General features: G+C 72.7%; 23 protein-coding genes. 6 read left to right on the top strand and 17 right to left on the bottom strand.

The genetic code is table 11. The features are described from left to right. Window positions 1–24 precede the first annotated feature (24 nt). Entirely contained in the window at window positions 25–546 is a 522-nt protein-coding gene (locus tag AB0K34_RS08705) for a YceI family protein (RefSeq protein WP_301176563.1), read from the top strand. On the opposite strand, the gene AB0K34_RS08700 is transcribed toward AB0K34_RS08705, so the two are convergent. From AB0K34_RS08700 to AB0K34_RS08675, 6 genes are read right to left on the bottom strand one after another with little or no spacing between them, the layout of a single operon-like run. Further along, window positions 530–1,312 carry a hypothetical protein gene (locus AB0K34_RS08700; RefSeq protein WP_301176564.1) on the bottom strand — a complete coding sequence of 261 codons (783 nt, stop codon included), beginning with the start codon at window positions 1,310–1,312 and terminating at the stop codon, window positions 530–532. The genes AB0K34_RS08705 and AB0K34_RS08700 overlap by 17 nt on opposite strands. Then, window positions 1,309–2,424 carry a glycosyltransferase family 4 protein gene (locus AB0K34_RS08695; protein WP_364546703.1) on the bottom strand — a complete coding sequence of 372 codons (1,116 nt, stop codon included), beginning with the start codon at window positions 2,422–2,424 and terminating at the stop codon, window positions 1,309–1,311. Before AB0K34_RS08695 ends, AB0K34_RS08700 begins: the two co-directional genes overlap by 4 nt. Then, window positions 2,424–2,777 (bottom strand): hypothetical protein, encoded by a 354-nt coding sequence (locus AB0K34_RS08690; RefSeq protein WP_138637308.1) that lies wholly within the window; start codon window positions 2,775–2,777, stop codon window positions 2,424–2,426. The genes AB0K34_RS08695 and AB0K34_RS08690 overlap by 1 nt, the downstream gene beginning before the upstream one ends. Continuing rightward, window positions 2,774–3,502, bottom strand: a complete 729-nt coding sequence (locus AB0K34_RS08685; RefSeq protein ID WP_138637309.1) for a hypothetical protein — start codon at window positions 3,500–3,502, stop codon at window positions 2,774–2,776. Before AB0K34_RS08685 ends, AB0K34_RS08690 begins: the two co-directional genes overlap by 4 nt. 10 nt (window positions 3,503–3,512) lie before the next feature. Then, window positions 3,513–4,664: a glycosyltransferase family 4 protein gene (locus AB0K34_RS08680; RefSeq protein WP_138637310.1), complete on the bottom strand. Its 1,152-nt coding sequence runs from the start codon at window positions 4,662–4,664 to the stop codon at window positions 3,513–3,515. Then, window positions 4,661–5,614, bottom strand: a complete 954-nt coding sequence (locus AB0K34_RS08675) for an NAD-dependent epimerase/dehydratase family protein (protein WP_364546699.1) — start codon at window positions 5,612–5,614, stop codon at window positions 4,661–4,663. The genes AB0K34_RS08680 and AB0K34_RS08675 overlap by 4 nt, the downstream gene beginning before the upstream one ends. A gap of 181 nt (window positions 5,615–5,795) precedes the next feature. Here AB0K34_RS08675 and AB0K34_RS08670 point away from each other — a divergent pair, with 181 nt between their 5' ends. Continuing rightward, the gene (locus tag AB0K34_RS08670) at window positions 5,796–6,170 is read left to right on the top strand and encodes an SH3 domain-containing protein (RefSeq protein WP_138637311.1); all 375 of its coding nucleotides are present in this window, start codon (window positions 5,796–5,798) and stop codon (window positions 6,168–6,170) included. A gap of 61 nt (window positions 6,171–6,231) precedes the next feature. On the opposite strand, the gene AB0K34_RS08665 is transcribed toward AB0K34_RS08670, so the two are convergent. From AB0K34_RS08665 to AB0K34_RS08655, 3 genes are all read right to left on the bottom strand, one after another. Beyond that, window positions 6,232–6,528 (bottom strand): MoaD/ThiS family protein, encoded by a 297-nt coding sequence (locus AB0K34_RS08665; RefSeq protein ID WP_301176569.1) that lies wholly within the window; start codon window positions 6,526–6,528, stop codon window positions 6,232–6,234. Then, window positions 6,525–7,640 (bottom strand): exo-alpha-sialidase, encoded by a 1,116-nt coding sequence (locus AB0K34_RS08660; RefSeq protein WP_364546694.1) that lies wholly within the window; start codon window positions 7,638–7,640, stop codon window positions 6,525–6,527. The genes AB0K34_RS08665 and AB0K34_RS08660 overlap by 4 nt, the downstream gene beginning before the upstream one ends. Before the next feature lie 149 nt (window positions 7,641–7,789). Then, the gene (locus tag AB0K34_RS08655) at window positions 7,790–9,433 is read right to left on the bottom strand and encodes an ATP-binding cassette domain-containing protein (protein WP_364546691.1); all 1,644 of its coding nucleotides are present in this window, start codon (window positions 9,431–9,433) and stop codon (window positions 7,790–7,792) included. A gap of 218 nt (window positions 9,434–9,651) precedes the next feature. Between AB0K34_RS08655 and AB0K34_RS08650 the strand changes: the two genes are divergently transcribed. Then, complete coding sequence (locus AB0K34_RS08650) at window positions 9,652–10,470, top strand: rhomboid family intramembrane serine protease (RefSeq protein WP_364546688.1); 819 nt, start codon at window positions 9,652–9,654, stop codon at window positions 10,468–10,470. A gap of 4 nt (window positions 10,471–10,474) precedes the next feature. On the opposite strand, the gene AB0K34_RS08645 is transcribed toward AB0K34_RS08650, so the two are convergent. Then, entirely contained in the window at window positions 10,475–12,175 is a 1,701-nt protein-coding gene (locus AB0K34_RS08645) for a proline--tRNA ligase (protein ID WP_138637316.1), read from the bottom strand. A 58-nt stretch (window positions 12,176–12,233) separates the two neighbouring features. On the opposite strand from AB0K34_RS08645, the gene proS reads away from it, so the two are divergent. Then, window positions 12,234–13,682 (top strand): proline--tRNA ligase, encoded by a 1,449-nt coding sequence (gene proS / locus AB0K34_RS08640; RefSeq protein ID WP_364546685.1) that lies wholly within the window; start codon window positions 12,234–12,236, stop codon window positions 13,680–13,682. A 25-nt stretch (window positions 13,683–13,707) separates the two neighbouring features. On the opposite strand, the gene AB0K34_RS08635 is transcribed toward proS, so the two are convergent. The 7 genes from AB0K34_RS08635 to AB0K34_RS08605 all read right to left on the bottom strand — a co-directional run bounded on the left by AB0K34_RS08635 (window position 13,708) and on the right by AB0K34_RS08605 (window position 22,836). Then, on the bottom strand, window positions 13,708–14,211 hold the full coding sequence (locus AB0K34_RS08635; protein WP_138637317.1) for a DUF6328 family protein: 504 nt from the start codon (window positions 14,209–14,211) through the stop codon (window positions 13,708–13,710). Window positions 14,212–14,265: 54 nt separating this feature from the next. Further along, the gene (locus tag AB0K34_RS08630; protein WP_138637318.1) at window positions 14,266–16,233 is read right to left on the bottom strand and encodes a SpoIIE family protein phosphatase; all 1,968 of its coding nucleotides are present in this window, start codon (window positions 16,231–16,233) and stop codon (window positions 14,266–14,268) included. Window positions 16,234–16,354: 121 nt separating this feature from the next. Continuing rightward, window positions 16,355–17,176 carry an ANTAR domain-containing protein gene (locus AB0K34_RS08625; protein ID WP_364546680.1) on the bottom strand — a complete coding sequence of 274 codons (822 nt, stop codon included), beginning with the start codon at window positions 17,174–17,176 and terminating at the stop codon, window positions 16,355–16,357. A 77-nt stretch (window positions 17,177–17,253) separates the two neighbouring features. Continuing rightward, complete coding sequence (locus AB0K34_RS08620; RefSeq protein WP_240807723.1) at window positions 17,254–17,652, bottom strand: CBS domain-containing protein; 399 nt, start codon at window positions 17,650–17,652, stop codon at window positions 17,254–17,256. A gap of 146 nt (window positions 17,653–17,798) precedes the next feature. Beyond that, window positions 17,799–18,167 (bottom strand): SSI family serine proteinase inhibitor, encoded by a 369-nt coding sequence (locus AB0K34_RS08615; RefSeq protein WP_364546677.1) that lies wholly within the window; start codon window positions 18,165–18,167, stop codon window positions 17,799–17,801. A 366-nt stretch (window positions 18,168–18,533) separates the two neighbouring features. Then, a complete protein-coding gene (locus AB0K34_RS08610) occupies window positions 18,534–19,235 on the bottom strand; it encodes a sigma-70 family RNA polymerase sigma factor (protein ID WP_274704614.1) in 702 nt (233 codons plus the stop codon). 481 nt (window positions 19,236–19,716) lie between these two features. Next, a complete protein-coding gene (locus AB0K34_RS08605; protein WP_364546674.1) occupies window positions 19,717–22,836 on the bottom strand; it encodes a M14 family zinc carboxypeptidase in 3,120 nt (1,039 codons plus the stop codon). 377 nt (window positions 22,837–23,213) lie between these two features. Here AB0K34_RS08605 and AB0K34_RS08600 point away from each other — a divergent pair, with 377 nt between their 5' ends. Both AB0K34_RS08600 and AB0K34_RS08595 read left to right on the top strand, forming a co-directional pair. Next, entirely contained in the window at window positions 23,214–25,577 is a 2,364-nt protein-coding gene (locus AB0K34_RS08600) for a SpoIIE family protein phosphatase (protein WP_364546671.1), read from the top strand. 90 nt (window positions 25,578–25,667) lie between these two features. Beyond that, on the top strand, window positions 25,668–26,525 hold the full coding sequence (locus AB0K34_RS08595; RefSeq protein WP_364546668.1) for a hypothetical protein: 858 nt from the start codon (window positions 25,668–25,670) through the stop codon (window positions 26,523–26,525). The last annotated feature ends 357 nt before the right edge of the window (window positions 26,526–26,882 follow it).

Here is a 26,882-nt window from a genome sequence, read left to right as displayed (position 1 = left end):
ATGCCGCGTGGCAGGGTGGGAAGTATGCGGGGAGATTTCGAGCTGGGACCGGACGACGGGCGCCTGCTGCTGCGCACGGGCCGCAGCGGGCTCGGCCGGCGGGCGGGGCACGACCTGACGATCGAGGCCACCCGGTGGTCGGCGGCGGTGCGGGCCGGGGAGCCGCTGTCCGCGTCGTCGGTCGAGGTGACCGTCGAGGTGGACGGGCTGGAGGTCCGCGAGGGCAGCGGCGGCGCGCTGCCGCTGTCCGACCAGGACCGCGCGGACATCCGCAGGAACCTGCGCAAGGTCCTCGACAGCGGGCGGTACCCGGAGATCACGTTCGTCTCGACGGCGGTCGGGGAGGACGCCGTCGAGGGCGACCTCACGATCATGGGCCGGACGAAGCCGGTGCGGGTCGCCGCCTCCCTGGACGGCGGCCGGGTGCGGGGCTCCGCCACGGTCACGCAGACCCGCTGGGGCGTCAAGCCCTACTCGGCGTTCTTCGGCGCGCTCCGGCTCGCCGACGACGTCGAGGTGGAGTTCGACATCAGGCTTCCCGAGTAGCGGTCTCCCGCCGGGCGCGTGCCGCGCGCGCGAACTGGTCGTCCAGGCTGCGCGGGAACGGCAGGATCCGGTGCCGTTCGCGCCAGGGCGCGTACTGGCGGACGGCGTTGAACCCGGCGGCGGTGATGATGCGTTCGACGTTCGGGCCCGGCGCGTAGGCGGGGTAGACGTCCAGATGGGCGATGCCTTGGGGTAGACCATGTGGCCGTTGGGGCGACACCAGCGTCATCGGCGGGCGGACCCCTTCGGCGGACGCCATGTCCCGCGCATAGGCGACGAGTTCAAGGGTTTCCAGGTCGGGCCCACTGTGGACGATGAGCCAGCCGTCCACATCGACCGGTTCCGATGGGGGATCGGTGAGGACCAGCGGCGAGACCTCGTCCGACACCTCGCGCAGATAGGCGTCATGGGCGGGGGCAAGCGGCTCCAGCACGAACGTGCGGTCGAAGCGCGGCGGGTCTGCGGGCAGCAGCGGACGGTACGCGTCCCAGCGCAGCAGTCGGGCCAGGTGCGTGACCCTCGTCCCGGACGGGAAGCGGGTCAGTTCGCCCTTCAGCCCGGCCGGGAATGCGTCGACGACCACCTCGTCCGGTGCGAGCCCCGCCGCGCTCTCCACGACCCGCCAGCGGCCCGTGACGCGCGCGTCGCCGCCGAACCGGGAACCGGTCACCACCGTCACCGGGCCGTCCATGCCCAGGGTGAGCAGCGCCGCCCGGAGCCGCGTCAGATGACCGAGCCCGTCCCCGGCGGCGTAGCAGACGATCACCGGGCCGCGTCGAGGACGGCCAGGTACCCGGCGGTCTCGGCGGCCGGGGTGAAGTCGCGGCGGATCCGCTCCGCGCCCGCCGCGCCGAGCTTCGCCAGCTCGTCGGCGCCCGCGCGGGCGGCCCGGTCGACGGCCGCGCGGCAGGCGTGCGCGTCCCCGGCGGGGAACGTGAACCCGATCTCGTCGTCCGCCAGGTCGGCGAGGCCGCCGCCGTCCGAGGCGAGCAGCGGCACGCCGAGCGCCGCCGCCTCCAGCGCCACGTTCGGCATCCCGTCATAGAACGACGGGAGCGCGACGAGGTCGCAGCCCGCGTAGACGGCCGGCAGGTCGTAGCGCTCCATGAACGGCAGGAACGAGTGCGGGACGTCGTGCCCGGCGAGCCACTCCCGCACCGACTCCTCGACCTCGCCGACGAGAACCAGGTGGAACGCGCCGGCGTGCCCCGACGCGGCCAGCGCGTCCAGCAGGAACCCGACGCCCTTCTTCACCTTGAGGTGCCCGATGAGGCCGATCGTGCGGCGGCCCGTCTCGACGTTCGCGTCCCGCCACGCGAGGCCCTCGGCCCGCTCGGACGGCAGGATCCGCCACTGCGCCGTGTCGACGCTGTTCGCCACGAACTCGACGGCCGCGTCCGGGGCGAGCGCCGCCACCAGCGGCGCGTGCGACCGGGCGACGACGCAGACCTGGGCCGAGGCGCGCAGCGCGTCCGCCAGCACGCCGCGCCGCCGCATCGAGAACACGCCCACGTCGATGTCGTTGCCGCGCAGCAGCGTGACCAGCGGGGCGTGCAGCAGCGAGGACAGCACGGGCGCGGCGAGCATGGCGTACACGCCGCCGAACGCCACCACATGGCTGTAGCCGGTGAGGTCTTCGGCGGTGATCGTCGTCCACAGCCGGCGCAGAGCGTGCTCGGAGTCGTCGCCGAGCGGGGCCGTCAGCAGCCGCCCGCCGTGCTCCCGCTTCACGCCCCACGGGCGGGCGCGCCGCGTCAGGTGCGCGACGTCCACCTCGACCCCTGCGCCGCGCAGGCCCCGCACGATCCGGTCGCACGACTGCGCCATGCCGCCCTGGCTCGGCGGGTAGTGCTCGGTGAGCCACAGGACGCGGTGCATCAGCTGTCCACGAAGCCGGTGTCGTCGTCCGGACCCCAGTCGCCGCCGTAGGAGTAGTCGTCACCCGGGTTGAACGCGCCCCGGTCGTACTCGTCGAACGACGAGTACCAGTACGTGTCCTGGTAGGTCTGCGAGCTCCGGTGGTAGTACTCGCGCCGTCGGTTCCCCACCCACGTCGGGTCGTGCGGGTCCTGCGTGCGGTACCCGCGCGCCGCCGCGCACTCGGGGCAGGCCCCGCCCGGCGCCGCGTGCGCCGCGCAGACGGGACGCGCGCAGTGCGGGCAGGCCGCCACCGCCGCCTGGCCGCAGCGGCCGAGGACGAAGAATCCGGTGGTCACGGTGCAGCGGGTCACTTGGCCCTCCTCGCGGCCGTGCCGGGCGGGGTCCACCGGAACGGCTCCGTCGACACGTCCAGGATGCGGTCGAGCATGGCCTTGCCCTCCTGCACGCCGCGCAGCTTCCCGTCCACCCGGATCACCATCCGCTTCCCCGGTTTGACCTGCACCTTGAGCCAGCGCGGCGGCGGTGACGACGGCTGCCGGACGACCGCATCCTTGCCCAGCCGCCGGGTGACCCGCACGAGCTGGGTGGTCTTCGTCTTGGTCTTGATCTTGACCTTGCCGCGCGGGTTGCGCTTCTTGCGCCGGCGGTAGCGGACCCGGTCGGTGACGGCGAGTTCCAGGACGCTGCCGTCGCGCAGCTCCGCCCGCATCCGCAACCACGGGTCGAACGCGTACCACTGCTTCATCGAGATGACCGGCCGCTGGACGGGCACGTCGTGCTGCGGGCCGCACTTCTCCGGCAGGTCGGAGCCGCGCAGGTCGGCGGCGACGGACAGCACCCCGTCCGGCGGCATGTCGGCGGCCAGCACCCGCAGCAGCGGGACGAGGACGGCCGGGACCCGCCCGGAAAGCTGCCACTTGCGCCGCTTCACCACGGTGCGGTGCCCCGCGAGGCTCTGGATCACCGGCTCCCAGTCGTCGCGCCGCAGCGAGACGGAGAACCCCTTCTCCAGCGTGAGCGCCTTGTGCAGCGGATGGAACCGCTCGATGGCGGCCTTCTGCTTACGCCAGAACATGTCGAACCACCTATCGACCTAGCGTGCGGTAGACCTCGGCCAGCCGGGCGCGGGACCGCGCCCAGGTCAGGCTCTCCTCGATGTGCTCGCGGCCCCGTCGCCCCATCGCGGCGGCCTCGTGCGGGTACTCCAGCAGGACGCGGACGGCCCGCGCCAGCTCGGCGGGACGGTCGGCCGGGACGAGCCGCCCGTGCTCCCCGTCCGCCATCAGCTCGCGCACCGCCGGCAGGTCCGACGCGACGACCGGGACGCCCGCCGCCATCGACTCGATGACCTTCAGCGGCGCGCAGCCCTGGTCGAGGTTGCGGGCGCAGCCGGTCAGCGGCGCCAGCGACGCCTCGGCGTGCGCCAGCCAGGCGGCGACCTCGTGGTGCGGCAGCGTGAACCGCCAGTCGATCCGGTCGGCGACCCCGAGCCGCTCGGCGAGCCGCCGCACCGGCTTCGCCCGCCGCTCCGGGACGGACGCGCACACCACCAGCCGCAGCCCGTCGAGGTCGGCGAGCCGGGCGAACGCGCGCATCAGCACGTCCAGCCCCTGCCACGGCTGCATCGCGCCGACATAGATGACATAACGCTCAGGCGCATCGGCGGGCCGTTCGGTTTCACCGGGCACGTCCGCGCCGTTCGGCACCAGACGCACCTTGTGCTCGGGGACGCCCCGCTCCCGGACCGCGTCGCCGATCACCCGCGACGGCACCACGACCGCGTCGCTGCGCTCCAGGCAGAACCGCTCCAGCTCGCGGATCTTGCCGAGCGTGCTCGGCGCCGCCCACGGCCACGTGTGGCTCATCTCGATGGACGGCAGGCCGTTGACCTCGTACACGACCTTGTGGCGGCGGCCGTCCGCGACCGCCGGCAGCGCGCTCCAGGGGTCCCGCACGTGGCAGACCTCAAGGGTCTCCCAGTGCGGCGCCAGATGGTCGGCCACCCAGCCGGAGAACGCCTCGGCCCGGTCGATCAGATTCGGGACGGGCGTGTCGAACCGCGCGATCTCGCGCGTCCCCTCCCGCTGGTAGCGGGGCAGGTCACCGCCGCCGATCACGCCGAGGAGCCCGCCGCCGTACCGGTCGAACAGCTCGTCGGCCATCTGCGCGATGTGCACCGCCGACCCCTTGCTGGACGGGAACCGATCGAACGCGACGTAGGCCGCTCTGTGCCTCATCCGACGCGCACCTCCGCCGACGCCCGATGCCAGGCGATCTGGTCGTCGAGCCCCTCTCGGAGACCGATCGCGGGCTCCCAGCCGAGCAGCTCCCGGGCGCGCCCGGTGTCGGCCCACGTCCGGTGCGCGTCACCGGCCACCGGCGTCTCCCGCTGGATCTCCGCCTGGACGCCCAGGGCGTCGACGAGCATCGCGATCGCGTCCCGCACGGCCACATGCTCGGGATGGCCGACGTTGACGGCGATGCCGGACGGCAGCTCCTCGGCCGCCGCCGCGAGCGTCGCCGCCACCACGTCCCGCACATGCGTGAAGCTGCGCGACCGGTGCCCGTCGCCGAACACCGGCAGCGGGCGCCCGTCCAGCGCCGCCTCCACGAACCGGTGGAACGCCATGTCGGGCCGCTGCCGGGGCCCGTACACCGAGAAGTACCTGAGCACGACGACGCGGAGCCCGGCGTCCGCCGCGAGGCCCGCGAGCCGCTCCACCTCGACCTTGCTGACCGCGTAGGGGCTCTCCGGCCGGAGCCGGTCGTCCTCCCGGTTCGGCCGCCGCCCCGCCGACCCGTACACCGACGAGCTCGACGCGACGACCACCTTCGGCCTGCGCCCCGCCGCCAGGCACGCCGCGAGCAGCCGCCGCGTCGCCGTCACGTTGTCCCGCTCGGCGACGGCCCGCCCCGGCCCCCACGAATCGCGCACGCCGGGCCGCCCCGCCAGATGCAGGACGACGTCCGCCCTGGCGACGGCGTCCAGCTCGTCCACCGCGAGATCGACGTCGGCGGCGACGACACCGGGCCGCGCCGCGACCCGCGCCCACGTCCGCCGGGCGAGCTCCGGAGTCAGCGACCGCGCGGGCGCGTCGACGGCGAGCACCTCGTGCCCGGCACCCGAGCACGCGTCGACGACATGGCTCCCGATGAACCCCGCAGCACCCGTCACGACCACCCGCACCCGGGCACTTTATCCGTAGGACCCCGAACCCGGACAGGGCTCGCGTCCCAGCTCAACCAGGACGATCACCGGGACGGATGGAGCGAACATAGCCGCCCACTGTCGTTACTTAGAGTTAGTTTTCAGTCACAGAGGGGCAGGACTGCCATGCCTGTCAACACACTTTTGAAAGGGAGAGTTCGTGAAACTACGCCATAGTTTCGCAACCCTGCTGCTCGCGGGCACCGTCGGCGCCGGCCTCGCCGGCGCGCCCGCCGCGCAGGCGTCGGCTCCGCCGGCCGCCGAAGGGACGAGCACGCCGGCGGCCGCCGCGTACCAGTACGCGACGGGGAAGGTGATCAGCCGTCACCGGCTCGCGATCCGCACGAAGCCGACCACGCACTCCAAGCGGGTCGGCTGGCTGCAGCCCGGCCAGCGGTTCTTCATCAAGTGCTGGACGCGGGGGCAGAAGATCCGCAACACCCGCGTCTGGTACCGCCTGGGGTACAGCAGCCCCAAGAACTACGTCTCGGGCGCCTACGTCCGGATCGTGAAGGGCAAGGTCCACCGCTGCTAGCCGAGCCGGATCCGGGGGCAGGGGCGGTCCGCCGCCCCTGGCCCCTCACGGACCTGGGCTGTCACCCGCCGGCCATGGCGCCGACCACCATGAACGGCTCGGCCCCCGCCGCGACCCGCGCGGGCAGGACGGTCTCCGGCGGGTCATGGGAGAAGTCCTCCTCGCAGGCGAAGAAGCGGACGAACGCGCGGCGGCGACCGGTGGAGCGGTCCCGGATCGTGCCGCGCAGCACCGGGTACCGCGCCTCCAGGGCGTCCAGCACCGAGCACAGCGTGACCGGCTCGCGCACGTCCAGCTCCACCTCGCCCTCCACCTCCGCCAGGACGCGCAGGTGCGCGGGCAGCACGACGCGGATCACGGCAGCGTCTGGACTTCCACCGACAGCACCGCCGGCAGGTCGCGGACGATCGGCGCCCAGGTGTCCCCGGCGTCGGCGGACGCGTACACCTGCCCGCCCGTCGTGCCGAAGTAGACGCCGCACGCGTCGAGCGAGTCGACGGCCATCGCGTCCCGCAGCACGTTGACGTAGCAGTGCTCCTGCGGCAGCCCCGCGGTCAGCGGCTCCCACTCGTCACCGCCGACCCGGCTGCGGTACACGCGCAGCCGCCCCTCCGGCGGGTAGTGCTCGGAGTCGCTCTTGATCGGGACGACGTACACGGTGTCCGGCTCGTGGGCGTGCACCGCGATCGGGAACCCGAAGTCGCTCGGCAGGTCGCCGCTGATCTCGTGCCACGTCTCGCCCGCGTCGTCGCTGCGCATGACGTCCCAGTGCTTCTGCATGAACAGCACCTCGGGCCGCGACGGGTGCATCGCGATGCGGTGCACGCAGTGCCCGACCTCGGCGTCCGGGTCGGGGATGCCCTCCGACCGCAGCCCGCGGTTGACCGCCCGCCACGTCTTGCCGGCGTCGTCCGTCCGGAACACGCCCGCCGCCGAGATGGCCGCGTACATCCGGGCCGCGTCCGCGGGGTCCCGCACGATCGTGTGCAGGCACATCCCGCCCGCGCCCGGCTGCCAGGACGGCCCCGACCCGTGCTCGCGCAGCCCCGGCAGCTCCTGCCAGGACGCCCCGCCGTCGACCGTGCGGAACAGCGCGGCGTCCTCGACCCCGGCGTGCACGATGTCGGGATCGGTGGGCGACGCCTCCAGATGCCAGACCCGCTTGAACTCCCACGGCCTGGGCGTCCCGTCGTACCACTGGTGCGTGCCGGGGACGCCGTCGTAGGCGAACTCGTTCCCCATCGGCCGCCAGGACGCGCCGCCGTCGTCCGACCGCTGGATCATGTGCCCGAACCACCCCGTGGACTGCGACGCGTACAGCCGCGCCGGATCGGCGGGCGACCCCGCCACGTGGTAGATCTCCCACCCGCCGAAGTGCGGCCCGCTGACCGCCCAGTCCTTGCGCGCGCCGTCCGCCGTGAGGATGAACGCGCCCTTCCGCGTACCGACGAGAACCCGAACTCCGGTCATGGTGCCCCCTCCAAGAGCCGTCCGGCATGACTTCACCGGCGATGCTGACTCCGGCCCTCCGGAAAACTCATCGGTGCTCCGACCACGGGATGCCGCCGATCAGCTCGCGAGCACCCGTCCGCGACAGATCCTTCGCGCCTTCGCGGGGGTCAGCGGGGGCGGTTCACCCGGGTTTCGTCCCAGACGGGTTCGGGGGACTCGTAGACGGTGCCGTCGGCGCCGAAGATGAGGTGGCGGTCGAAGGCGCGGGCGAACCAGCGGTCGTGGGTGACGGAGATGACCGTTCCCTCGTAGGACTCCAGGCCCTCCTGGAGGGCTTCGGCGCTGGCCAGGTCCAGGTTGTCGGTGGGCTCGTCCAGGAGGAGGAGCGTGGCGCCGCCGAGTTCCAGCAGGAGGATCTGCAGGCGGGCCTGCTGGCCGCCGGAGAGGGTCTCGAACGGCTGCTCGGCGCAGACGCTCAGCTCGTACCGGGCCAGGGCGCTCATGGCGTCGTTGCGGAGGCGGGCGTGCTCGGTCATGACGATCTCGCACGGGGTGCGTCCGGCCAGGTCGGGACGGGCGTGGGTCTGCGCGAACAGGCCGGGGACGACGCGCGCGCCCAGGCGGGCCACGCCGGTGTGGGCGACGGGTTCCACCGGGGTCGCGCCTCGGGGGAGTGCTTCCGCGATGGCCGTGAGGAGGCGCAGGAAGTGGGACTTGCCCGAGCCGTTGGAGCCCAGGACCGCCACGCGCTCGCCGTACCAGATCTCGGTGTCGAAGGGCTTCATCAGGCCCGTCAGTTCCAGGTTCTCGCAGATCACCGAGCGCTTGCCGGTGCGGCCGCCGCGCAGGCGCATCTTGAGGTTCTGGTCGCGGGGCGGGATCTCGGGCGGGCCCGCCTCCTCGAACTTGCGCAGGCGGGTCTGCGCCGCGCGGTAGCGGGACGCGAAGCCGTCGTTGACCGTCGCCTTGGTGCGGAGCATGTTGACGAGGTCCTTGAGCTTCGCGTGCTCCTCGTCCCAGCGGCGGCGCAGCTCTTCGAGCCGTTCGTTGCGGTCGCGGCGGGCGGCGGCGTAGGTGGCGAAGCGGCCGCCGTGGATCCACACGTTGGCCGCCTCGACGGTGACGATCCGGTCGGCGGAGCGGTCGAGGAGTTCGCGGTCGTGGGACACGAGCAGGACGGTCTTCGGGGTTTCGCGGAGTCGCTCCTCCAGCCAGCGCTTGCCCGGGACGTCCAGGTAGTTGTCCGGCTCGTCCAGGAGGAGGACTTCGTCTGGGCCGCGCAGCAGGGCTTCCAGAGCCAGGCGTTTCTGCTCGCCGCCCGAGAGGGTGCGCACCTCACGCCAGCGGCACGAGTCGTAGGAGACGCCCAGCGCCGCCACGCAGCAGGCGTCCCAGAGCACCTCGATCTCGTAGCCGCCCGCGTCGCCCCAACCCGCGAGGGCCGTGGCGTAGCGGAGCTGGGTCGGTTCGTCGTCGCGCTCCATCATCGCGAGCTCGGCCGCCTCGACCGCTTCGGCCGCCGACCGCACACGGGGCGGCGCCAGGGACAGCAGCAGGTCGTGCACCGAGGAGTCGTCCCGCATGCTGCCGATGAACTGCCGCATCACGCCGATGCCGCCGCTGTGCCCGACCGTCCCGGACTGGGGGACGAGGTCCCCGGCGATCAGCCGCAGGAGGGTCGTCTTGCCGGCGCCGTTCGGGCCGACGAGGGCCGCCGTGACGCCTTCGCCGACGCGGAAGGACACGTCGTCCAGGAGTGTGCGGCCGTCCGGCAGCACATGGCTGATATGGCCGACTTCGACGTGTCCCACGTTTCTCCCCCTCGATGACCCATCGAGTCTCCGGAGGCGACGGCGGGGGCGTCAAACGGTTTTCGCGGGGCGTGTCGGCGGTTGCGGCTATGATCTCCGGCTCCCGGAGAGGTTGGATGATGACGGCGACACAAGAGGCCCCCGCGTGCTACAGGCACCCCAAGCGTGAGACGTACGTCCGCTGTTCGAGGTGTGACCGCTACATCTGCCCGGACTGCATGCGCACGGCGGCGGTGGGGCAGCAGTGCGTCGACTGTGTACGGGAGGGCAACAAGACCGTCCGGCAGGGGCGCACGGTCTTCGGCGGCACGGTCTCGGTCACGCCGTGGGTGACGTACGTGCTCATCGCGGTGAACGTGCTGGTCTATCTGGGTGAGCTGGCCAAGCCGGATCTCGTCGACAAGCTCGGGTCGCTGGGCATCGGGCTCGTCGGGCCGGACGGCGACCTCTTCGTGGCCGACGGGACGGCCTACGCCGGGTTCGAGTCCGTTGGGGTGGCCCACGGCGAGTGGTACCGGCTCATCACGTCGGCGTTCGTGCATCTGCCGCCGACGAAGGGCGGGTTCGGGATCCTCCACATCGTGTTCAACATGTGGTGGCTGTGGCGGCTCGGCCGGCCGACGGAGGAGATGCTCGGCCGCTGGCGGTTCCTCGCCCTGTACCTGCTGTCCGCGCTGGGCGGCTCGGTGCTCGGTTACCTGATCGACCCGGGCATGAACGCGGTCGGCGCGTCCGGGGCGGTGTTCGGGCTCACCGCCGCCTACTGGATCTTCATGCGCCGGCTCGGGCACCGCATGGACGAGGCGAACCGGCTCGTCGTGCTCGCCCTGATCTGGCTGGTCGTCTCGGCCGGGATCGCCTCCTGGCAGGGGCACCTGGGCGGCCTTCTGGCGGGAGGCGCCGTCGCGATCGCCTTCGCCCACGCCCCGCGGGAACGGCGGCTTCTCGTCCAGGCCGGTGCCGCCGCGGCCGTGTTCGTCCTGCTGGCCGTCCTGGTGGTGGTCAAGACGGGGGAGCTGGGCGGCACCCTGCTGTGACGCTTCAGGCCGTCTTCGCCAGCAGTGCTTCGACGTGGGCGGCCACCGCGTCCAAGGCGATCTTGGACGTCTCGCCGGTGGCACGGGTGGTCACCTCGGCGACGCCCTCGGCCAGGCCGCGGCGGCCGATCGTCACGCGGAACGGGATGCCGGTCAGCTCCGCGTCGCGGAACTTCACGCCCGCCCGCTCGGGACGGTCGTCGATCACGACCTCCGCCCCGGCGGCCGACAGCGCGGCGTAGACGCCCTCCGCCGCCCCCGACACGCCCGGGTCGTCGGACTGGGCGGGGACGACCACCACCTGGAACGGCGCCACGGAGACGGGCCACACGATGCCGCGCTCGTCGTGGTGGGTCTCGACGATCGCGGCCATCGCCCGCTCCACGCCGATCCCGTAGCTGCCCATGACCACCGGGACGCGCCGGCCGTCCGGGTCCAGGACCTCGACGCCGAGCGCCCGGGAGTAGCGGTCGCCGAGCTTGAAGATGTGCCCGACCTCGATGGCGCGGACGATCTCCAGCGGCGTCCCGCAGCGGACGCACGGCTCCCCGGCCGCCACCTCCCGCAGGTCGGCCCAGGCGCCGACCTCGATGTCGCGGCCGACGTCCACGCCGCGCAGGTGGACGTCGTCGGTGTTCGCGCCGGTGAACATGTCGCGGCGGCCGCGCAGCGCCTCGTCCGCGATCACCGGGAGGGCCGCGCCGACCGCGCCGAGGCTGCCGGGCAGCGCGCCGAGCGCGTCCTGGATCTCCTGCGGCTCGGCGGCGCGGATCTCCGCCGCGCCGGTCGCGTCCACGAGCTTCTGCTCGTTCAGCGGATGGTCGCCGCGCAGCAGGACGAGCGTGAGCGCGCCGTCCAGCATGTACACGAGCGTCTTGATCTGGCGGTCGCCCGGCGCGCCGTAGGCCAGCAGATCCTCGATGGTGCGGACGCCGGGCGTGTCGAACCGCTCCGGCGCCGGCGGGCCGGGGCCGTCGGACGCGGCCGGCAGCGCCGACGTCGCCCGCTCGACGTTCGCCGCGTACCCGCAGGACGGGCAGTGGGCGACGAGGTCCTCGCCGGCGTCGGACGGGCACATGAACTCGGTCGAGCCGGAGCCGCCCATGGTGCCGCTGGACGCCTCGCACACCAGCGTCGGCACCCCCAGCCGCGCGAAGATCCGCGTGTAGGCGCCCTGGTAGGACGCGAACGACGCGTCGAGCCCGGCGGGGTCGACGTCGAAGCTGTAGGCGTCCTTCATGGTGAACTCGCGGGTCCGCATGAGGCCGCCCTTGGGGCGCGGCTCGTCCCGGAACTTCGTCTGGAACTGGTACCACTGCTGCGGCAGCTGCCGGTAGGAGCTGAGCTCCCGCGCGACCGTCGCGAAGATCTCCTCGTGCGTCATGCCGAGGGCGTGGTCGGCGCCGCGCCGGTCGCGGAGCCGGAACATCTCCTGGCCCATCAGCTCCCAGCGGCCCGACCTGCGCCACGGCTCCGCCGGGTGCAGCGCCGGCAGCAGCATCTCCTGCGCGCCGATCCCGTCCATCTCCTCCCGGACGATGGCGATGATCTTCGACCGGACGCGGACGGCCAGCGGCAGCAGCGAGTAGTGCCCGGCGGTGAGCTGCCGGACGAACCCGGCGCGCAGCAGCAGCCGGTGGCTCGCCGCGTCCGCCTCCGCCGGGTCCTCGCGGAGCGTGGGCGCGAACATCTGGGACCAGCGCATCCCGCGAGGGTAGCGAAGGTGCCCGGACCGATGCCGAGGGTCAGTACCCTTGTTTGCCGTGAGTCGAGAAGGTGTGACGCCGCAGAGCGAGGATTTCTCCGCCTGGTACAACGAGGTGGTCGTGCAGGCCCAGCTCGTCGACCGCGGCCCGGTGCGCGGCACGATGGTCATCCGACCGTACGGTTTCCGGATGTGGGAGCTGCTCCAGGCCGACCTGGACCGGCGCATCAAGGACGCGGGCCACGACAACGCCTGCTTCCCGATGTTCATCCCGGAGTCCTACCTCAAGCGCGAGGCCGAGCACGTCGAGGGCTTCTCGCCGGAGCTCGCGGTCGTCACCCACGCGGGCGGCAAGGACCTGGAGGAGCCGCTCGTCGTGCGGCCCACGTCCGAGACCGTCATCGGCGAGTACATGGCCAAGTGGATCGACTCCCACCGCGACCTGCCGCTGCTGCTGAACCAGTGGGCGAACGTCGTCCGGTGGGAGATGCGGCCCCGGATGTTCCTGCGCACGACCGAGTTCCTCTGGCAGGAGGGCCACACCGCGCACATCGACGAGGACGACGCGATGCGCGAGACGATGTGGGCGCTGGACGCCTACGCCGCCGTCGCCCGCGACCTCGCCGCGATGCCGGTCGTGCCGGGAGAGAAGACGCCCGGCGAGCGCTTCGCCGGCGCCGTCCGCACCTACACGATCGAGGGCATGATGCGGGACGGCCGGGCCCTGCAGGCCGGCACGTCGCACTACCTCGGCACCAACTTCGCCAAGGCGTTCGAGATCCAGTACCAGGACGAGGCGGGCAAGCTCACCCACGCCCACACCACGTCCTGGGGGATGAGCACCCGCATGATCGGCGGCGTGATCATGACGCACGGGGACGACAAGGGCCTCGTGCTGCCGCCGCGGCTCGCCCCCTACCAGGTCGTGATCGTCCCGATCGGGCGCAAGGAGCAGGGCGAGCAGGCCGCTGCGGAGGCCCGCAAGCTGGGTGCCGCGATCAAGTCGATGGGCATCCGGGTGCACGTCGACGACAACCGCCCGCAGCTGTCGCCCGGCTTCAAGTTCAACGAGTGGGAGATGCGCGGCGTCCCGGTCCGCATCGAGCTCGGCATGCGCGACATCGAGAACGGCGTCGCGACCGTCGTCCGGCGGCTCCCGACCGTCGAGGGGCAGGGCAAGGAGCAGATCCCGCTCGCCAAGGTGCCCGAGGTGCTGCCCGGGATGCTCGCCGACTTCCAGGCGTTCCTGCTGGCGAGGGCCGAGCGCTTCCGCGACGACAACACCGCCGTCGTGGACGGCTGGGACGCGTTCGCCGCGCAGGTCGCCACCGGCTGGGCCCGCGCCTTCCACTGCGGCGAGACCGAGTGCGAGGACGCGATCAAGGCCGACACCGCCGCGACCCCGCGGGTCATCCCGGCGGACGCGCCCGAGGAGACCGGAGCCTGCGTCAAGTGCGGCCGCCCGTCCGCCTACGGCAAGCGCGTCATCTTCGGCCGCGCCTACTGACCGCCGAGAAGGGGCGCCCGCGCGGTCACGTGTCACCCTCCGCGCGGGCGTTCGCCTTCATCCGGGTCAGGTACGGCTGGACGAACCACACCCAGCCGCTCAGCGCCAGGATCCCCACGGCCGTGAGGACGACCGGGACCGTCCGCTCCGACAGCGACTCGACGATCAGCATGGTCGCCGCGGTGATCGAGACCGCCAGCGCGAACGCGCCCGCGATGCCGTACTGGTTGGCCCGCTTGATCAGCAGTTCCTTCTGCCCGAGCCGGAACAGGATGCGGTGCTGGAACGCGGGGGCGATGAAGCAGATCGACGCGAACGCCGCGCCGAACAGCGCGATGTAGAACAGCGTCGTCCCGGCGCCGTCCACCTTGTCGAAACCGGCGGAGAACGGGACGGTCAGCAGGAACGCGAACAGCACCTGCACCCCGGTCGTCGCGACCCGGAAGCCCTGCAGCAGCTCCATCAGCTGCCGGTCCAGCCGCTCGTGCTCGGTCTCGTTGCGGGGCTTGTCGGCGGGATCGACGGTCATGTTCCCGATCTACCCGGCTAAACGACCATCATCCCGACATCTTGCTCGTGCGGGCTAGTTCAGCGTGGGCTGTTCCACCCGCAGCGCGAGCATCGACACGTCGTCGCGCAGGTCCCCGTCGCAGAAGTCGAGCAGCGCCCGCTCCACCCCCGCGAGCATGCCCTCCGGCGTGTCGCCGGCGTGCCCGGCCAGCGCCTCCAGCAGCCGCTCCTGGCCGAACTCCTGCCGCGTCATGTCGCACGCCTCCAGCACCCCGTCGGAATGCAGGATCAGCGTGTCGCCGACGGTGAGGTCGATGGTGTCGAGCCCGGCCTCGAAGTCCTCGAACAGGCCGAGCGGGACACCGCCCCGCGACGCCGACCTGATCACCCCGTCGGCGCGCACCACGATCGCCGGCGGATGCCCGGCCGTGCCCAGCGCGACGACGACCCGCTCGGTCTCCAGCGTCAGCCCCGCCATCACCGCCGTGACGAACCGGTCCTCCTCCAGCAGCGCCTCGTTCACGATGCCGAGGACGTCCCCGGGGGAGGACTTCCACCGCGACGCGAGCCGCACGCAGTGCCGCGCCGTCGCCGTCACCGCCGCCGCGTCCTCGCCCTTGCCGCACACGTCGCCGAGGACGAGCCCCCAGCCGCTCTCCGTGCGGAACACGTCGTAGAAGTCGCCGCCCACGTCCGAGCCGTGCGTGGACGTCAGGTACTTGGCCGCCACCCGCACGCCCGGGATCGACGGCAGCGTCTTCGGCAGCAGCCCCGCCTGCAGCGTGTCGGCGACCTCGGCGCGCCGCCGGTACAGCCGCGCCGCCCGGATCACCAGCGCCAGGTACCGGCCGAGCCGCTGCACGACCCCGAGGTCCATCAGGTCGAACGGGCCGTACTCGCCGCTCGCCGCCAGCGTGATCGTGCCGATCGCGCGGTCGCCGTCCTCGATCGGCACGCTCAGCACCGACGTCGCGCCGATCTTGCCGCAGACGGGCTGGCCGTCCGGGCAGACGCCGAGCACGTCGAGGTTCTCCAGATGCGGGCGCAGCGCGCTCTGCCGGGTGACGTACACCGTGTGCGGGAGGGTGCCCTGGCCGGGCTCGACCTCCTCCAGCATCCGCGCGGCCTCGACGGAGTGCTCGTCCTCCGGGCCCATCACCACCTGGCGGCGCAGCTCCGGCTTCGCGCCCGCCGCGTGGATGCCGCCCTGCGGCGCGCCGCCCGGGCCGCCGCCCGAGCCGGTCAGGTCGATGAACGCCCAATCGGCCAGCTCCGCGGCCAGCAGCCGGGCGCAGCGGCGCACCGCCACCGTCTCGTTGAAGACCGGCTCGTCCAGCAGCAGCTCGCTCGCGGTGGCGAGGACGTCCATCCGGTGGACGATCGTCGCCACGGCCTCGTCGTCGGCCGGCGCGTTCTGCGCCGTCCGCCCCCGGCCCCGCGCCGGCTGCTTGCGCGGCTCGTCCTCGGTCGGGGTGGTGGTCGGCCCGGCCGCGACCACGACCATCGGGTCGGGTTCGCCGCGGATCCACACCCGCGCCAGCGTCACCACGGCGTCGACCGGGCGGTCCCGGCCGAGGAAGCGGACGTTGACGCGGCGGCGCCGCCCCGTCCGGACCACGGCGGCCAGCTGCGACCGCACCGCCGCCCGCGTCGCCATGTCGCAGAACGCCGTGAACTGCTTGCCCGACACGTACCCGGACGACGTGCCGAGCAGCATCGCCGCCTGCCGGTTGACGCGGCGGACGCTGGTCGTCCGGTCCAGCAGGAACAGCGGGACGGGGGCGTCCTGGAACACGGTGCGCAGCACCCGGCGCTCGTTCTCCGCCGCGGCCGATCCGCCCTGCTCGCCGGCCTGCTCGCCGCCCATCGTGCGCAGCACGGTCAGCGCCAGCTCCAGCTCGACCAGCGCCGCGTCCAGCGTCGCGCGCAGGTCGGGCTCCGGGACGCCGGCGGCCTGGCGCAGCTCGCCGATGCGCCCCTCGAGGTCCGAGATCTCCCGGGTCAGCGACTCGGGTTCGAGCTGGTCGGGCTGATCGTGCATCTGGTCTCCCTCTCATCCGCGTCACACGGCGGAACCAGCTCGGTTCCCCGGACCGGCCACGATCCGCGGAACCGCTTCGAGCAGCCTATTCGCCTCACCCGCATGCGTCTGTAAGCACGGCCTAAGGAAGGCCCTGATGACCGACGATACGCTGTGCGAGCGCGGTCAGCTTCACATGACGCGTCTGTGAGATACGGCGCATCTCGGCGAACGCCTCGTCGGCGTCGCACCCCAGCGCGTGCATCAGAATGCCCTTCGCCTGGTCGACGACCGCGCGCGCCTCCACCGCCTGCTGCAGCTGGACGGCGGTCCGGTGCACGTCGTCGTACTGCTGGCTGTTGGAGACGGCCGCGGTGCCCTGCGCGAGCAGCAGCGCCGCGAGCGCGTGCCGGCCGTGGCCGAGCGCCTTCGGCAGCACCCCGTACAGCGTCAGCGTGACCAGGACGGGCGGGTTCACGTGCGGGGTCGTGCTGAAGCAGCGCACCCCGCGGCGCAGCATGTCCGACATCGACTCGGGCCAGCGGGTCTCGGCGAGGATGTCGTCGGAGGTGAGCACCCGGCGCCCGCGCACCACGTCGAAGATCGGCCCGTGCCCGCGGGACAGCTGCCGGTCGGTCACCTCGGCGAGATCGGGATGGCTCGCGGCCGCCGCGAGCGGCTCGGGCCGCGCGTCCTCCGGCGCGCCGGCGTCCACGGCGATCTCCGCGTCCGCCGCCGTCGCCCCGTCCGCTGCCGCCTCGGCCGCCGGCCACGCGGTCGCCCCGCCGGCCGCCGGCGGCAGCGCCCACCGCACGCTCGCCGCCCCGGCGCAGCCCGGCACGGCGCGCGCGGCCAGCTCGGTCACCCGGTGCAGGGTGCCGACGTCGGAGGACTCCCCGACCATGCCCAGCCGGGCGATCTCGAGCGCGAGCTGGTCCGTCAGGACCGTTTCGGTGGCCGTCACCCCTCCGAGATTATCCTGGCCGGGCGGCTCCGGGGCATGCCCGCGCACCCGGCGGCCCTCGTGGTCCATGGGGGGTCCTAGTTGTTGGGCGGTGCCTTGCTGATCTCTCCGAGCGGGCCCGCGTCCCCGTTCGCCATCGCGAGGTCGCCGATGGACACGATGCCCACCGGGCGCTGCTCGGCGTCCACCACGGGGAGCCTCCGCACGGCCTGCTCGCACATCAGCCGCGCGACGGTCCCGGTGTCGTCGTCGGGACGGACGGTGGTCAGCTCCGCCGTGCACACGTCGCCGAGGGGCGTCAGTGACGTGTCACGGCTCTCCGCCACCGCGCGGACCACGATGTCGCGGTCGGTGACCACTCCGCACAACCGGCCGGCGTAGGTGACGAGCACATCGCCGATCCCCTCGTCCCGCATCACACGGGCCGCCTCGTACAGCGTCGCGTCCAGCGGCAATGACAGCGGGGCCTCTGTCATCACATCGCTGACCCTTGGTGGCATCGCGCGCACATCCTCCCGAATCGCCGGCGGCTCGCGTGGCCCGTGTGCGCGCCTTACCCAAGGTCGGCGCGCCTATTCGGACATATCCGGGATCGGCCACCGCTTCGCCCCGTTTCCCATGGTCAGAAGGCGAACACGGTACCGGTCCGCGACTGCATCGCGCAGTCGTTGCCGTACTCGGCGCGGAACCGCACCGGTTCTCCGTTCCACTGCCCTTCGGCCCGCGCGATGACCGGCGCGTGGACGGCGGTGCACATCCGCCCGTCCGGCGGATGCTTGAACTTCCCGCCGGACGCCTCCAGTTCGGCGCACGCCCGCGCCGCCGCGGGATGCCCGCCTCCCGGCGGATCGCAGCGCAGCGTGACGGTCCGCGTCCCGGACGTGTCGCGTCCGGGATGGGTGAGCGTGAGCCGCACCGTCGACTCCGACGGGACGACGGGCACAAGGGCGATCACCGCACCCGCGATGACCCCGGTGAGGAGGTTCGACACGAAAGACTCCGAGTGGTCGAGGGACCCTGAACTCAGAGTAGCGACTCAATGGCGTTCTGTACGGAGAAACAAGTGATCCCGCAGCCACGGGGCAGCTGCGGGACCACGCTTTTCGATCATCGCGAATGCGAAATCACGTTCTGATCATTTTCCTCGCCAAGCCACGCACGGACGGAAAGGAACACGTCCGTAACCCCCGCACGCAAAGATCTCAAATTGCGATCGCGTGCGAAGCCAGGTTTCAAGCGAAGCAAGAAACCTGATCGCGAAGCGAGCCGCAAGGCGAGCCGGAGCGATGCCAGCGATCGCGTTCTGCCCGTGGAAGGAAGGGCCGCCAGGCCCGACCGCCGAGGGCAGAACAAGAAATCACGCCGCGAGGATGTGGGCGGCCCGGCGGTGGTCGGCGAGGGATTCGCGGAGCTGCTTGCGGCCGCGGTGCAGGCGGGACATCACCGTGCCGATGGGGGTGCCCATCATCTCGGCGATCTCCTTGTAGGCGTAGCCCTCGACGTCGGCGAGGTAGACGGCGTCGCGGAAGTCCTTCGGCAGGGCGCGCAGCGCGTCGATGACCTGCGAGTCGGGGATGCGGTCGAGGGCCTCGGACTCGGCGGACCGGAAGCCGGAGGCGTCCGCCTCGGTCTGCGCGAGCTGCCACTCCTCCAGCTCCTCGGAGCCGGCGCGCTGGGGCTCGCGCTGCTTCTTGCGGTAGGTGTTGATGAAGTTGTTGGTCAGGATCCGGTGCAGCCAGGCCTTGAGGTTCGTGCCCTCCTGGAACTGGTGGAAGTTCACGTAGGCCTTGGCGAGGGTCTCCTGGACGAGGTCCTCGGCGTCGGCGGAGTTGCGGGTCATGCGGACGGCGCTGGCGTAGAGCGGGTCGGCCAGCGGAAGCACGTCCCGCTCGTAGCGCTGGGTGCTCTCGATGTTCGTGGTGCTCCTCTTCGCGCGGTCGTTCGTCGTGGCGGTGCTCTTGATGCTCGTGTTGCTCTTGATGCTCATCGTGCCGGTGGTGCGGATCGTTCGGCTGGCGTCGCGGCCGTTGTCGCGGACAGGCGTGGTGACAGCGGTCATCGTCGCTCCCCGTGGTCGGGCCCGGTGCAAGGGGCCGGTTGCATGGCGCGTGGTCGGGGGCACGCGCGGACCGGGCGGATGATGCCGCCCCCCGTTGAGTGGTACGTGCCACCGTTCCCGGCGGGTTCGGAGAAGGTCCCCGGTCTCGCGCGGAGGCTGGGCCGAGGGTTCTGCGCGGGTCGGCGGTGCCAGGGCGACCCCGGTGGTCCGGGACGTCGCGGGCGGTGCTCGATCAGGCGCTTGACCACCCGCCGGTGGTCTTCCTGTCAGGTAAGACGCATGGAAGGGTCCAAAAGGTTGCCTCACCTGGGGGTGTCGCTCATCACATCCGCATGGCGTGTCGGCGAACCCGCTGTGAACCCTTGCTATAAGGCGCGCGAACGCCGGGCTATTCCCGGCGCCGGGAGCCGGACGCGGGCCGCGGCCCCCGCCCGGAGCGTCGAGGCTCCGGGACGAGGGCCGCATCCGGGGGCGTTCGCGGTCAGTCGAGCAGGTGGTCGAGGGCCTTGGTGATCAGGGTTGGGGCGTCGGGGGACTGCTCCACGCCGAAGCCGAGGAGGACGGTGTCCCGGGTCGCCACCGCGGAGACGGAGTCGATCAGGGCCTGTGAGCGGACGTACTCGGCGCCGTTGCCGGGGCTGCCGGCGGGGGCGCCCTGGATCGTCCAGGGGCCGAGTCCCGTCTCGAAGCCCTCGGCGTCGAGCTGGCCGCCGGACGTGGTCAGCCGGGTGTCGTCGATGAACAGCCCGGTTCCGCCGGTGGCGGGGTCGCTCACGTAGGAGAGGGACACCTCCACCTTCTTGCCCGCGTAGGCGGACAGGTCGAACGCGGCCGGGACCCAGCCGTTGGAGTTGCCGGTGAAGGCGTTCCACTGACCGGAGGTGCCGGTGTTGCCGCAGGGGTTGCCGCCGGTGAGGTAGTGGCTGAGGAACGGGTGCATGTCCAGGTAGTAGCCCTGCTCGCACTGCTCCGGGACGGTGGTGCTCGTCCGGCCGTTCTTGTCGGGCAGCGTGGTCCAGTCCTCGGCCCCGGCGGTGTGCGCCTCGACGATGATGTTGTCGAAGCCCGTCTCGGTGCTGTAGGAGAGCTGGGCCTGCAGGGTGGGGGCCTGGGCCGCGGTGACCGACGTGAGGTCGATCGTGCGGGTCAGCCGGCGGTAGGCGCCGTCCTGGTGCGGGCCCGCGACGTACCACTGGCCCTCTACGGGCTCGCTGGGCGCGGCGGCGCCGGTGTAGTCGCCGGCCTTCCAGCTGGTGAACTGCGGGAAGCCGGCCTTGGGCAGGACGGTCGAGGTGACCTGGAACCCGCCGGCCTCGTTCACCGGGTTGGTCGCGGTGCCGGTGAGCTTGGACGTGACCCCGTCGAACGGGGCGCCGGTCCCGACGAAGCCGGTGGGCGCGCCCACTCGCTGCCTGTCGTAGGCCCCAAGGTAGTACTGGAGGAAGTCGTCCGACAGCAGTTCGCAGTCGTCCCGGAAGTTGCCGGTGACCACGCACGGCTTCTCAGGGTGGCCCTTGAGGCCGTAGTAGATGCCGCCTCCGTTCAGCCGGCTGATCGGGCCGTAGTAGCCGGTCGTCTCGCCGGTGTGGAGGAGCTTGCCGCCCTCGTTCAGGTAGGAGCGGACGGAGAGGACGAGGTCCTTCTCGCGGTCGGCCACCTGCGAGTCGGGGGCGTTGCCGATGTAGGTCTTCACGGGGTCGTCGGCCGCGTCCTGGGTGAGGCGGTTGTCGCCGAGGTACCAGACGACGGCCTTGAAGTGCTTCAGGACGCCGAGGTCGTGCGGGACGCCGTCCTTGTCGATGTCCCAGACGAGCGGCCGGTGGCCCGCCGCCTTGACCAGGTCGGCGTACTGGCCCGTGTACCGGGGCGCCTTGGCGGGGTAGGTCGGGTTGATCCCGGTGTAGTCCTCGTCCGCGACGATCAGGACGTCCGCTCTGTTCTGATCGCGGACGGTGTAGGTGAAGTGCTTGCTCTCCACCTGCCTGTGGCCCTTCCTGCCGGTGAACCACACCTCGACCCGGTCGCCGGGCCGCTGCCGCTTGATCTCGCCGCGGTACTCGGCGTAGTAGACCTTGTTGTCGTGGCCGAACCGCTCGCCGCCGCGCCACTCGCGCACGTTCCCGCGCTGTACCCGGCCGCCGTTGACCCGGTAGCGCAGCTCCTTGCCGCGCAGCGACCTGCGGATCACGGACGCGACCTCCTGCGACGTCCCGTAGGACGTGCCGAACGCGTCGGTCTCGAAGTCGGGCGCGGTGCGTCCCACGGACGACACCGGCTCGTCGGGGGTGTGCGCGGACGTGCCGATCGACAGCGCGAACGGCAGGTTCTTCCGGAACTCGCGCTCGATCAGCGCCTCGTCGTCCGGGAACTCGAAGTCGCTGCCGCAGTCGCCGGGCTCCCAGGCGTCGTCCGGGTCCTCGTTGGCGGCCGTCGTGCAGGTCGCCATCTCGGGCGTGATCGAGAGCGTGCCGTACCGGTTGTCGACCTGGCCGTCGGTGTCGCCGTTGGTCGTGTAGAGCTGCGCGCCCAGCTCGGGCGTGTAGCCGGGGACGGCGGGGTGGTCGATGTCGCCGAGCAGCGCGTCGTGGATCGCGTCGTCCGGGCTGCGGGTGAGGGCCTGCCAGCCCACGCCGTGCAGCAGCAGCTGCGCCGCCGAGTGGTAGTTGATCAGGTAGGTGGGGCGGACGCGCTTGTAGAGGTTCAGCTGCGCCTGCGTCTCGGGCTCGGACGCCGGCGACCTGCCGCGGTAGGTCTGGCTGGACGGCAGGTCCGAGGAGCCCTCGTTGTCGTAGCCCCACTTGTAGGGGAAGTTCCGGTTCAGGTCGATGCCGTCCGCGCCGGTGATCTGGCCGTCGCCGTTGTTGTCGCGGACGTTCTTGCGCCACAGCCGGAAGCCGTCCTGGAACGTCAGGTCGTAGCCGTCGACGTTGACGACCGGGATGAACCACAGCTCCGTGGTGTCGATGACCTTGGTGAGCGCGGCGTCCGTCCCGTACCCGCCGACGTAGTGGTGCAGCAGCCGGCGGACCATCTCCGGGGTGATCCACTCGCGGGCGTGCTGGGCGGCCTGGTAGACGACGACGGGCCGCTTGTGCTGCCCCCGCCGCTCCTTGCCGGCGACCCGCACGGCGGTGATCGGCTGCCCCTTGACGGACGTGCCGATGTCCACGGCCTTCGCGATGGACGGGTGGTCGGCCGCGACCTTGAGCAGTTCCTCGCGGATGTTGCCGGGCCCGCTGTAGGGGCGGAAGACGTTCTGGGCCGCGGCCTTCGCGCGCGGGCGGGCGCCCTTCGCGGCGGTGAGGCCGAGGCCCCGCGCGTTGAGCGCGGCGGCTTCGGTGCCGCTCATGACGACCTCGACGTGGACGCGGTCCTTCAGCGCGCTCTTGGAGAAGCTGACGTCCTCCCGGTCGAGGGCGGAGCCGTTGAGGACCTTCACCTGGTCGGGGGTCAGCTCGGCGGTGTAGACGCCCACGGCGGGGCCGGACGCGGCCGGCTTCGGCGCCGCGTCCGCGGGGGTCGCGACGAGCGCTCCGATCAGGAGCGCGGCCGTGGCGGCGATGGGCGTGAGTCTTCGATGCCGGAACAATGTGCGCGGCATTGCGCCTCCTGGCAGGGATCACAACGGGGGTTGCGCGATCGTCTGCCGGGGGGCAAAGAGTGTCAATGGGGCAATAGTTGCCTAAGCCCGCATTTGGCCACCGAATAACCCTGGGCGGTGCATTCCGGCGTCCTGGCCACCTCCGGTCCGCGCGGGCGCCTTGGCGGCCGCGCCCCTTTGTGCTCGCCGTTCCCGCGGGTCCGCGATCTTGCGCGGTGCGCAATTCCGGCCTGCCCGAACCCCGCCGGCACGCGGGTGGGTCCTCATCCGAACCATTTTCGACAGAGTTGCAGCGCGCCCGCCTTACAGCAGGTAACGTCCCCTTTACCAGGCGTCGCCGGGGACTTCGGGCGTCATGCGCCCGGAAGGGGGACAGCATGGTCATCGCCGACCTGCTGGGAGTGGCCAGAATGGCCGCGATCACGCTCAACGAGCACGGCCACATCAGCCACTGGGACGACACCGCCGCCGAACTGTTCGGGGTGGGGCCGCCGCGCGCCCTGGGCCGGCCGCCCGCGGCGCTGCTGCGGCTGCCGCCCGAGCACCGCGGCGCCTTCGAACCGGGGACCTTCGGGCACGTCTGGTGCGGCTCCTGCACCCTGCCGCGGGTCGACACCGGCGAGCCCGCCGAGATCGCGTGGTGGGTCTACCCCATCGACCGGGCCCCCGGCGAACGCGGCGTCAGCGTGCTGGCGCTCGCCGCCGACCTGCGCCGGCTCCGCCGTGACGGGATCGGCATCACCATCGGCGACCGGCTGCTCTCCCCGCCGGACGGGCCGGTCCCGGTCCGCCGCCCGGCCGCCCGGCTGCTCCGCGTCGAGCCCGCCCTCACCGGCCCGTCCGGAGACGGCGCCGACGCCGTCGCGGGCTCGCTCGCCGGCCGGCTCGCCGAACTGCTGCCCGCGCTCGACCCGGCCGCGGCGGAGAAGATCACCTCGCGGGTGATCGGGCTCGGCTGCCCGGCCGTCTCGCTCGGGCTGACGATCCGGCTGCCGATCGTCCCGCACGCCGCGGGGCCGCCGGCCGTCCCCGCGCCGCGGTCCGCCCCGGCCCGCCGGCGGCGCCCCGCCGGGGACGTCCCCGCCGCCTGGGAGCCCCTCGCCTACCTCAGCGAAGCCGGCGAGCAGATCGGCAGCTCCCTCGACCACCTGCAGGCCGCCCGGGCGCTCGCCGAGGTCCTCGTCCCGCGGCTCGCCGACTTCGCCGCCGTCGAACTGCTCGAACGCGTCGTCGCCGACTCCGCCCCGCCCGCCGACGACGTCGACGAGACCACCCCGATGCGCCGCGTCGCCGTCGCCCACAACGACGACCACGGACGCTGGGACGAGGCCGTCCGCGAGGGGGAGCCGCTGTTCCTGCCGTCCGGCACGCCGTTCGTCCAGGCCATGCGGACCGGGCGCCCCGTGCACATCCGGCGCGTCGGCCCCGGGCAGGCCGCCAAGCTCGCCATGGTGTTCGGCAACCCGGAGCTGCGCCACCTGTTCGCCGGGCGCGCGATGCTGGTCGTCCCGCTGATCGCGCGGGGGCGCGTCCTCGGCACGTTCAAGCTGCTCCGCAAGCCCGACCGGCCCGGGTTCGGCGAACTCGAACTCGCCATGGTCGACGAGCTCGCCCGCCGCGCCGCGCTGTGCGTCGACAACGGGCGGCTCTACCGGCGCGAGGTCCAGGTCGCCGAGAAGCTGCAGCGCAGCATGCTGCCCGACGACCCGCCCGACGTCGCCGGGGCCCGCGTCCGCTACCGGTACCGCCCCGCCGAGCAGGCCGCGCAGGTCGGCGGCGACTGGTTCGACGCGATCCCGCTGCCCGGCTGCCGGCTCGGCCTCGTCGTCGGCGACGTGATGGGGCACGGCCTCACCTCCGCCGCGATCATGGGCCAGATGCGCACCGCCGTGCGCACCCTCGCCGCCGAGGACATGCGGCCCGACCGGGTGCTCCGCCAGCTCGACGGCCTCGCCCGCCGGCTCGGCGAGGACTACCTCGCCACCTGCCTGTACGCGGTGTACGACCCGGTCGAGCGGCGCTGCACGTTCGCCAACGCGGGGCACATCCCGCCCGTGCTCGTGTCGGCCGCCGGCGAGAGCCGCGTGCTGGCCGTCCCGTCCGGCGTGCCGATCGGCGTCGGCGGCGAACCGTTCCAGACGATGGAGGTCGAGGTCGAGGACGGCTCCCAGCTCGTCCTGTGCACCGACGGCCTCCTCGAACGCCGCGACCGCGACATCGAGGAGGGCCTGGAGCAGCTGCGCGCGCTGCTCGCCGGGGCGTCCGCCGACCTCGACGGCGCCTGCGACGACGTGCTCGCCGCCCTCGCCGCGCACACCCCCGCCGACGACATCGCGATCGTCGCGGTCGGCTGCGACGGCATCCCCAAGGACGAGGCCGTCGCCTGGGAGCTCGAACCCGAGCCGAACAGCGTCCCGTGGATCCGCGCGCAGGTCGCCGCCCGGCTCGCCGGCTGGGACCTGCACGCCCTCGCCGACACCGCGCAGCTGCTCGTCAGCGAGCTCGTCACCAACGCGCTCGTGCACGGCGCCGGATCCCTCGGCGTCCGGCTGATCAAAGGCCGGACGCTGCTGTGCGAGGTCCACGACGACGGCCACGACCTGCCGCACCTGCGGCACGCCGAGGCCACCGACGAGTCGGGCCGCGGCCTCCAGCTCGTCGGCCACTTCGCCGCCCGCTGGGGCACCCACCGCACCGCCGCGGGCAAGATCGTGTGGTTCGAGCAGCGGCTGCCGCGCTGATGTGAGGTAAATGTTCCGTTGCCGCCAGATCCGCTCCGCCGTCCCCATCGGATCTGATCGAAGGGTGCCGACTACCCCCGGGGGACGAGTTTGGGTGAACATCTGACGCTGCCCGTGCCGGAGACCCTCTACGGAACCTACGCCGTCGCGCTCGCCGAACCGCTCGCCGACCCCGTGTCCCTCGCCCGCGACCACATCGCCCGGCACACCGCGGCGCCGCTGCGCGACCTCGTCCTCGGCATGCTCGGCAGCCCCATGCTGACCCTCGACCAGCGCCCCGCGGCCGCCTTCCCGCCGCTGCCCCGCGACCTGCTCGCCGCCTACGGCGCCGCCGCCTCCGACCTGGAGGCGGTCACGTCCGCCGCCCACCTGGTCGCCGTCCGCGCCGCCTACCGCCCGGGCCGCCCGCCCGCCCACGAATGGGCGTCCCGCGCCGTCGCCGGCGCCCTGGGCGCCATCACCGGCGCCCCGGTGGTCGACGTGTTCACCCCGCAGATCCTGACGCCCGACCACCTCCGGCGCTCCCTGCCCGGCCCGGACGGCACCGTCCGGCTCACCGACTGGATGCTCCTCCCGCACACCGACGGCCCGGACGGCCTCTTCGTCACCACCAAGGGCCTCGCCCGGTTCGGCCTCCCCGAACTGCAGACCGAGGACGTCCCGCCCGACCTCCTCGAACCCTGGGGCCGCGTCCTCAACGGCCTCGCCCACCGCGTCCTCGACCTGTGGCTGGCCGAACTGCACGCGGGCGCCCTCACCGCCGACATCCCCGAGACCGTCCCGGTCGGCCTCCAGGACATCGCCGCCGCCCAGGGCACCCGCGACCCGACGAGCCGCGAGGTGCCCGTCCGCCTCCGCCTGGCCCCGGGCCCCGTCCTCACCGCCGGCGCCCCGGACACCCTCGCCCCCCTCTGCACCGCCCTCTTCGGCGGCCGACCTTGCCGATGATCTTGATAGGAGCGCAGGATCGACACCGTGAGATTCGGCCCGCGTGACCGCCCCAGCCCCGAACCAGACGACTCTCCCGGGGACCCCGTCCAGGTGCCCCACCCCGGAGACGTCCACGTCGCAGGCAAGCGCACGTCCGACTGGGTCCCCCACCCCACCCCGCCCGACCCCGGCGCACCCGCGAGCCCGCCCCCCGACCCCGCCGCCACACCCCCGGCCCTGCCGCCACCGTGGTACCCGAGCGCCCAACCACCAGAGCGGGACGTGACACCCCCGCCACCTCCCGCAGGCGACCAGCCGACCCAGCCATGGAAGCCGCACAACCCACCCGCCGGACAGCCGGCGTCCACGTGGTAC

This window comes from Actinomadura sp. NPDC049382, from assembly GCF_040677125.1.
GTDB classification, from domain to species: Bacteria; Actinomycetota; Actinomycetes; order Streptosporangiales; family Streptosporangiaceae; genus Spirillospora; species Spirillospora geliboluensis.
Note: the sequence above shows the minus strand (reverse complement) of the source record. Positions and strands in the feature narration are given on the sequence as shown.

Bases quoted from the DNA above. Each gene is read 5' to 3' on its own strand.
- AB0K34_RS08705 (WP_301176563.1), top strand. From the start codon at position 25: ATGCGGGGAGATTTCGAGCTGGGACCGGACGACGGGCGCCTGCTGCTG.
- AB0K34_RS08695 (WP_364546703.1), bottom strand. From the start codon at position 2,424: ATGCACCGCGTCCTGTGGCTCACCGAGCACTACCCGCCGAGCCAGGGC.
- AB0K34_RS08685 (WP_138637309.1), bottom strand. From the start codon at position 3,502: ATGTTCTGGCGTAAGCAGAAGGCCGCCATCGAGCGGTTCCATCCGCTG.
- AB0K34_RS08680 (WP_138637310.1), bottom strand. From the start codon at position 4,664: ATGAGGCACAGAGCGGCCTACGTCGCGTTCGATCGGTTCCCGTCCAGC.
- AB0K34_RS08660 (WP_364546694.1), bottom strand. From the start codon at position 7,640: ATGACCGGAGTTCGGGTTCTCGTCGGTACGCGGAAGGGCGCGTTCATC.
- AB0K34_RS08650 (WP_364546688.1), top strand. From the start codon at position 9,652: ATGCGCACGGCGGCGGTGGGGCAGCAGTGCGTCGACTGTGTACGGGAG.
- AB0K34_RS08645 (WP_138637316.1), bottom strand. From the start codon at position 12,175: ATGCGCTGGTCCCAGATGTTCGCGCCCACGCTCCGCGAGGACCCGGCG.
- AB0K34_RS08635 (WP_138637317.1), bottom strand. From the start codon at position 14,211: ATGACCGTCGATCCCGCCGACAAGCCCCGCAACGAGACCGAGCACGAG.
- AB0K34_RS08630 (WP_138637318.1), bottom strand. From the start codon at position 16,233: ATGCACGATCAGCCCGACCAGCTCGAACCCGAGTCGCTGACCCGGGAG.
- AB0K34_RS08620 (WP_240807723.1), bottom strand. From the start codon at position 17,652: ATGACAGAGGCCCCGCTGTCATTGCCGCTGGACGCGACGCTGTACGAG.
- AB0K34_RS08610 (WP_274704614.1), bottom strand. From the start codon at position 19,235: ATGACCGCTGTCACCACGCCTGTCCGCGACAACGGCCGCGACGCCAGC.
- AB0K34_RS08605 (WP_364546674.1), bottom strand. From the start codon at position 22,836: ATGCCGCGCACATTGTTCCGGCATCGAAGACTCACGCCCATCGCCGCC.
- AB0K34_RS08600 (WP_364546671.1), top strand. From the start codon at position 23,214: ATGGTCATCGCCGACCTGCTGGGAGTGGCCAGAATGGCCGCGATCACG.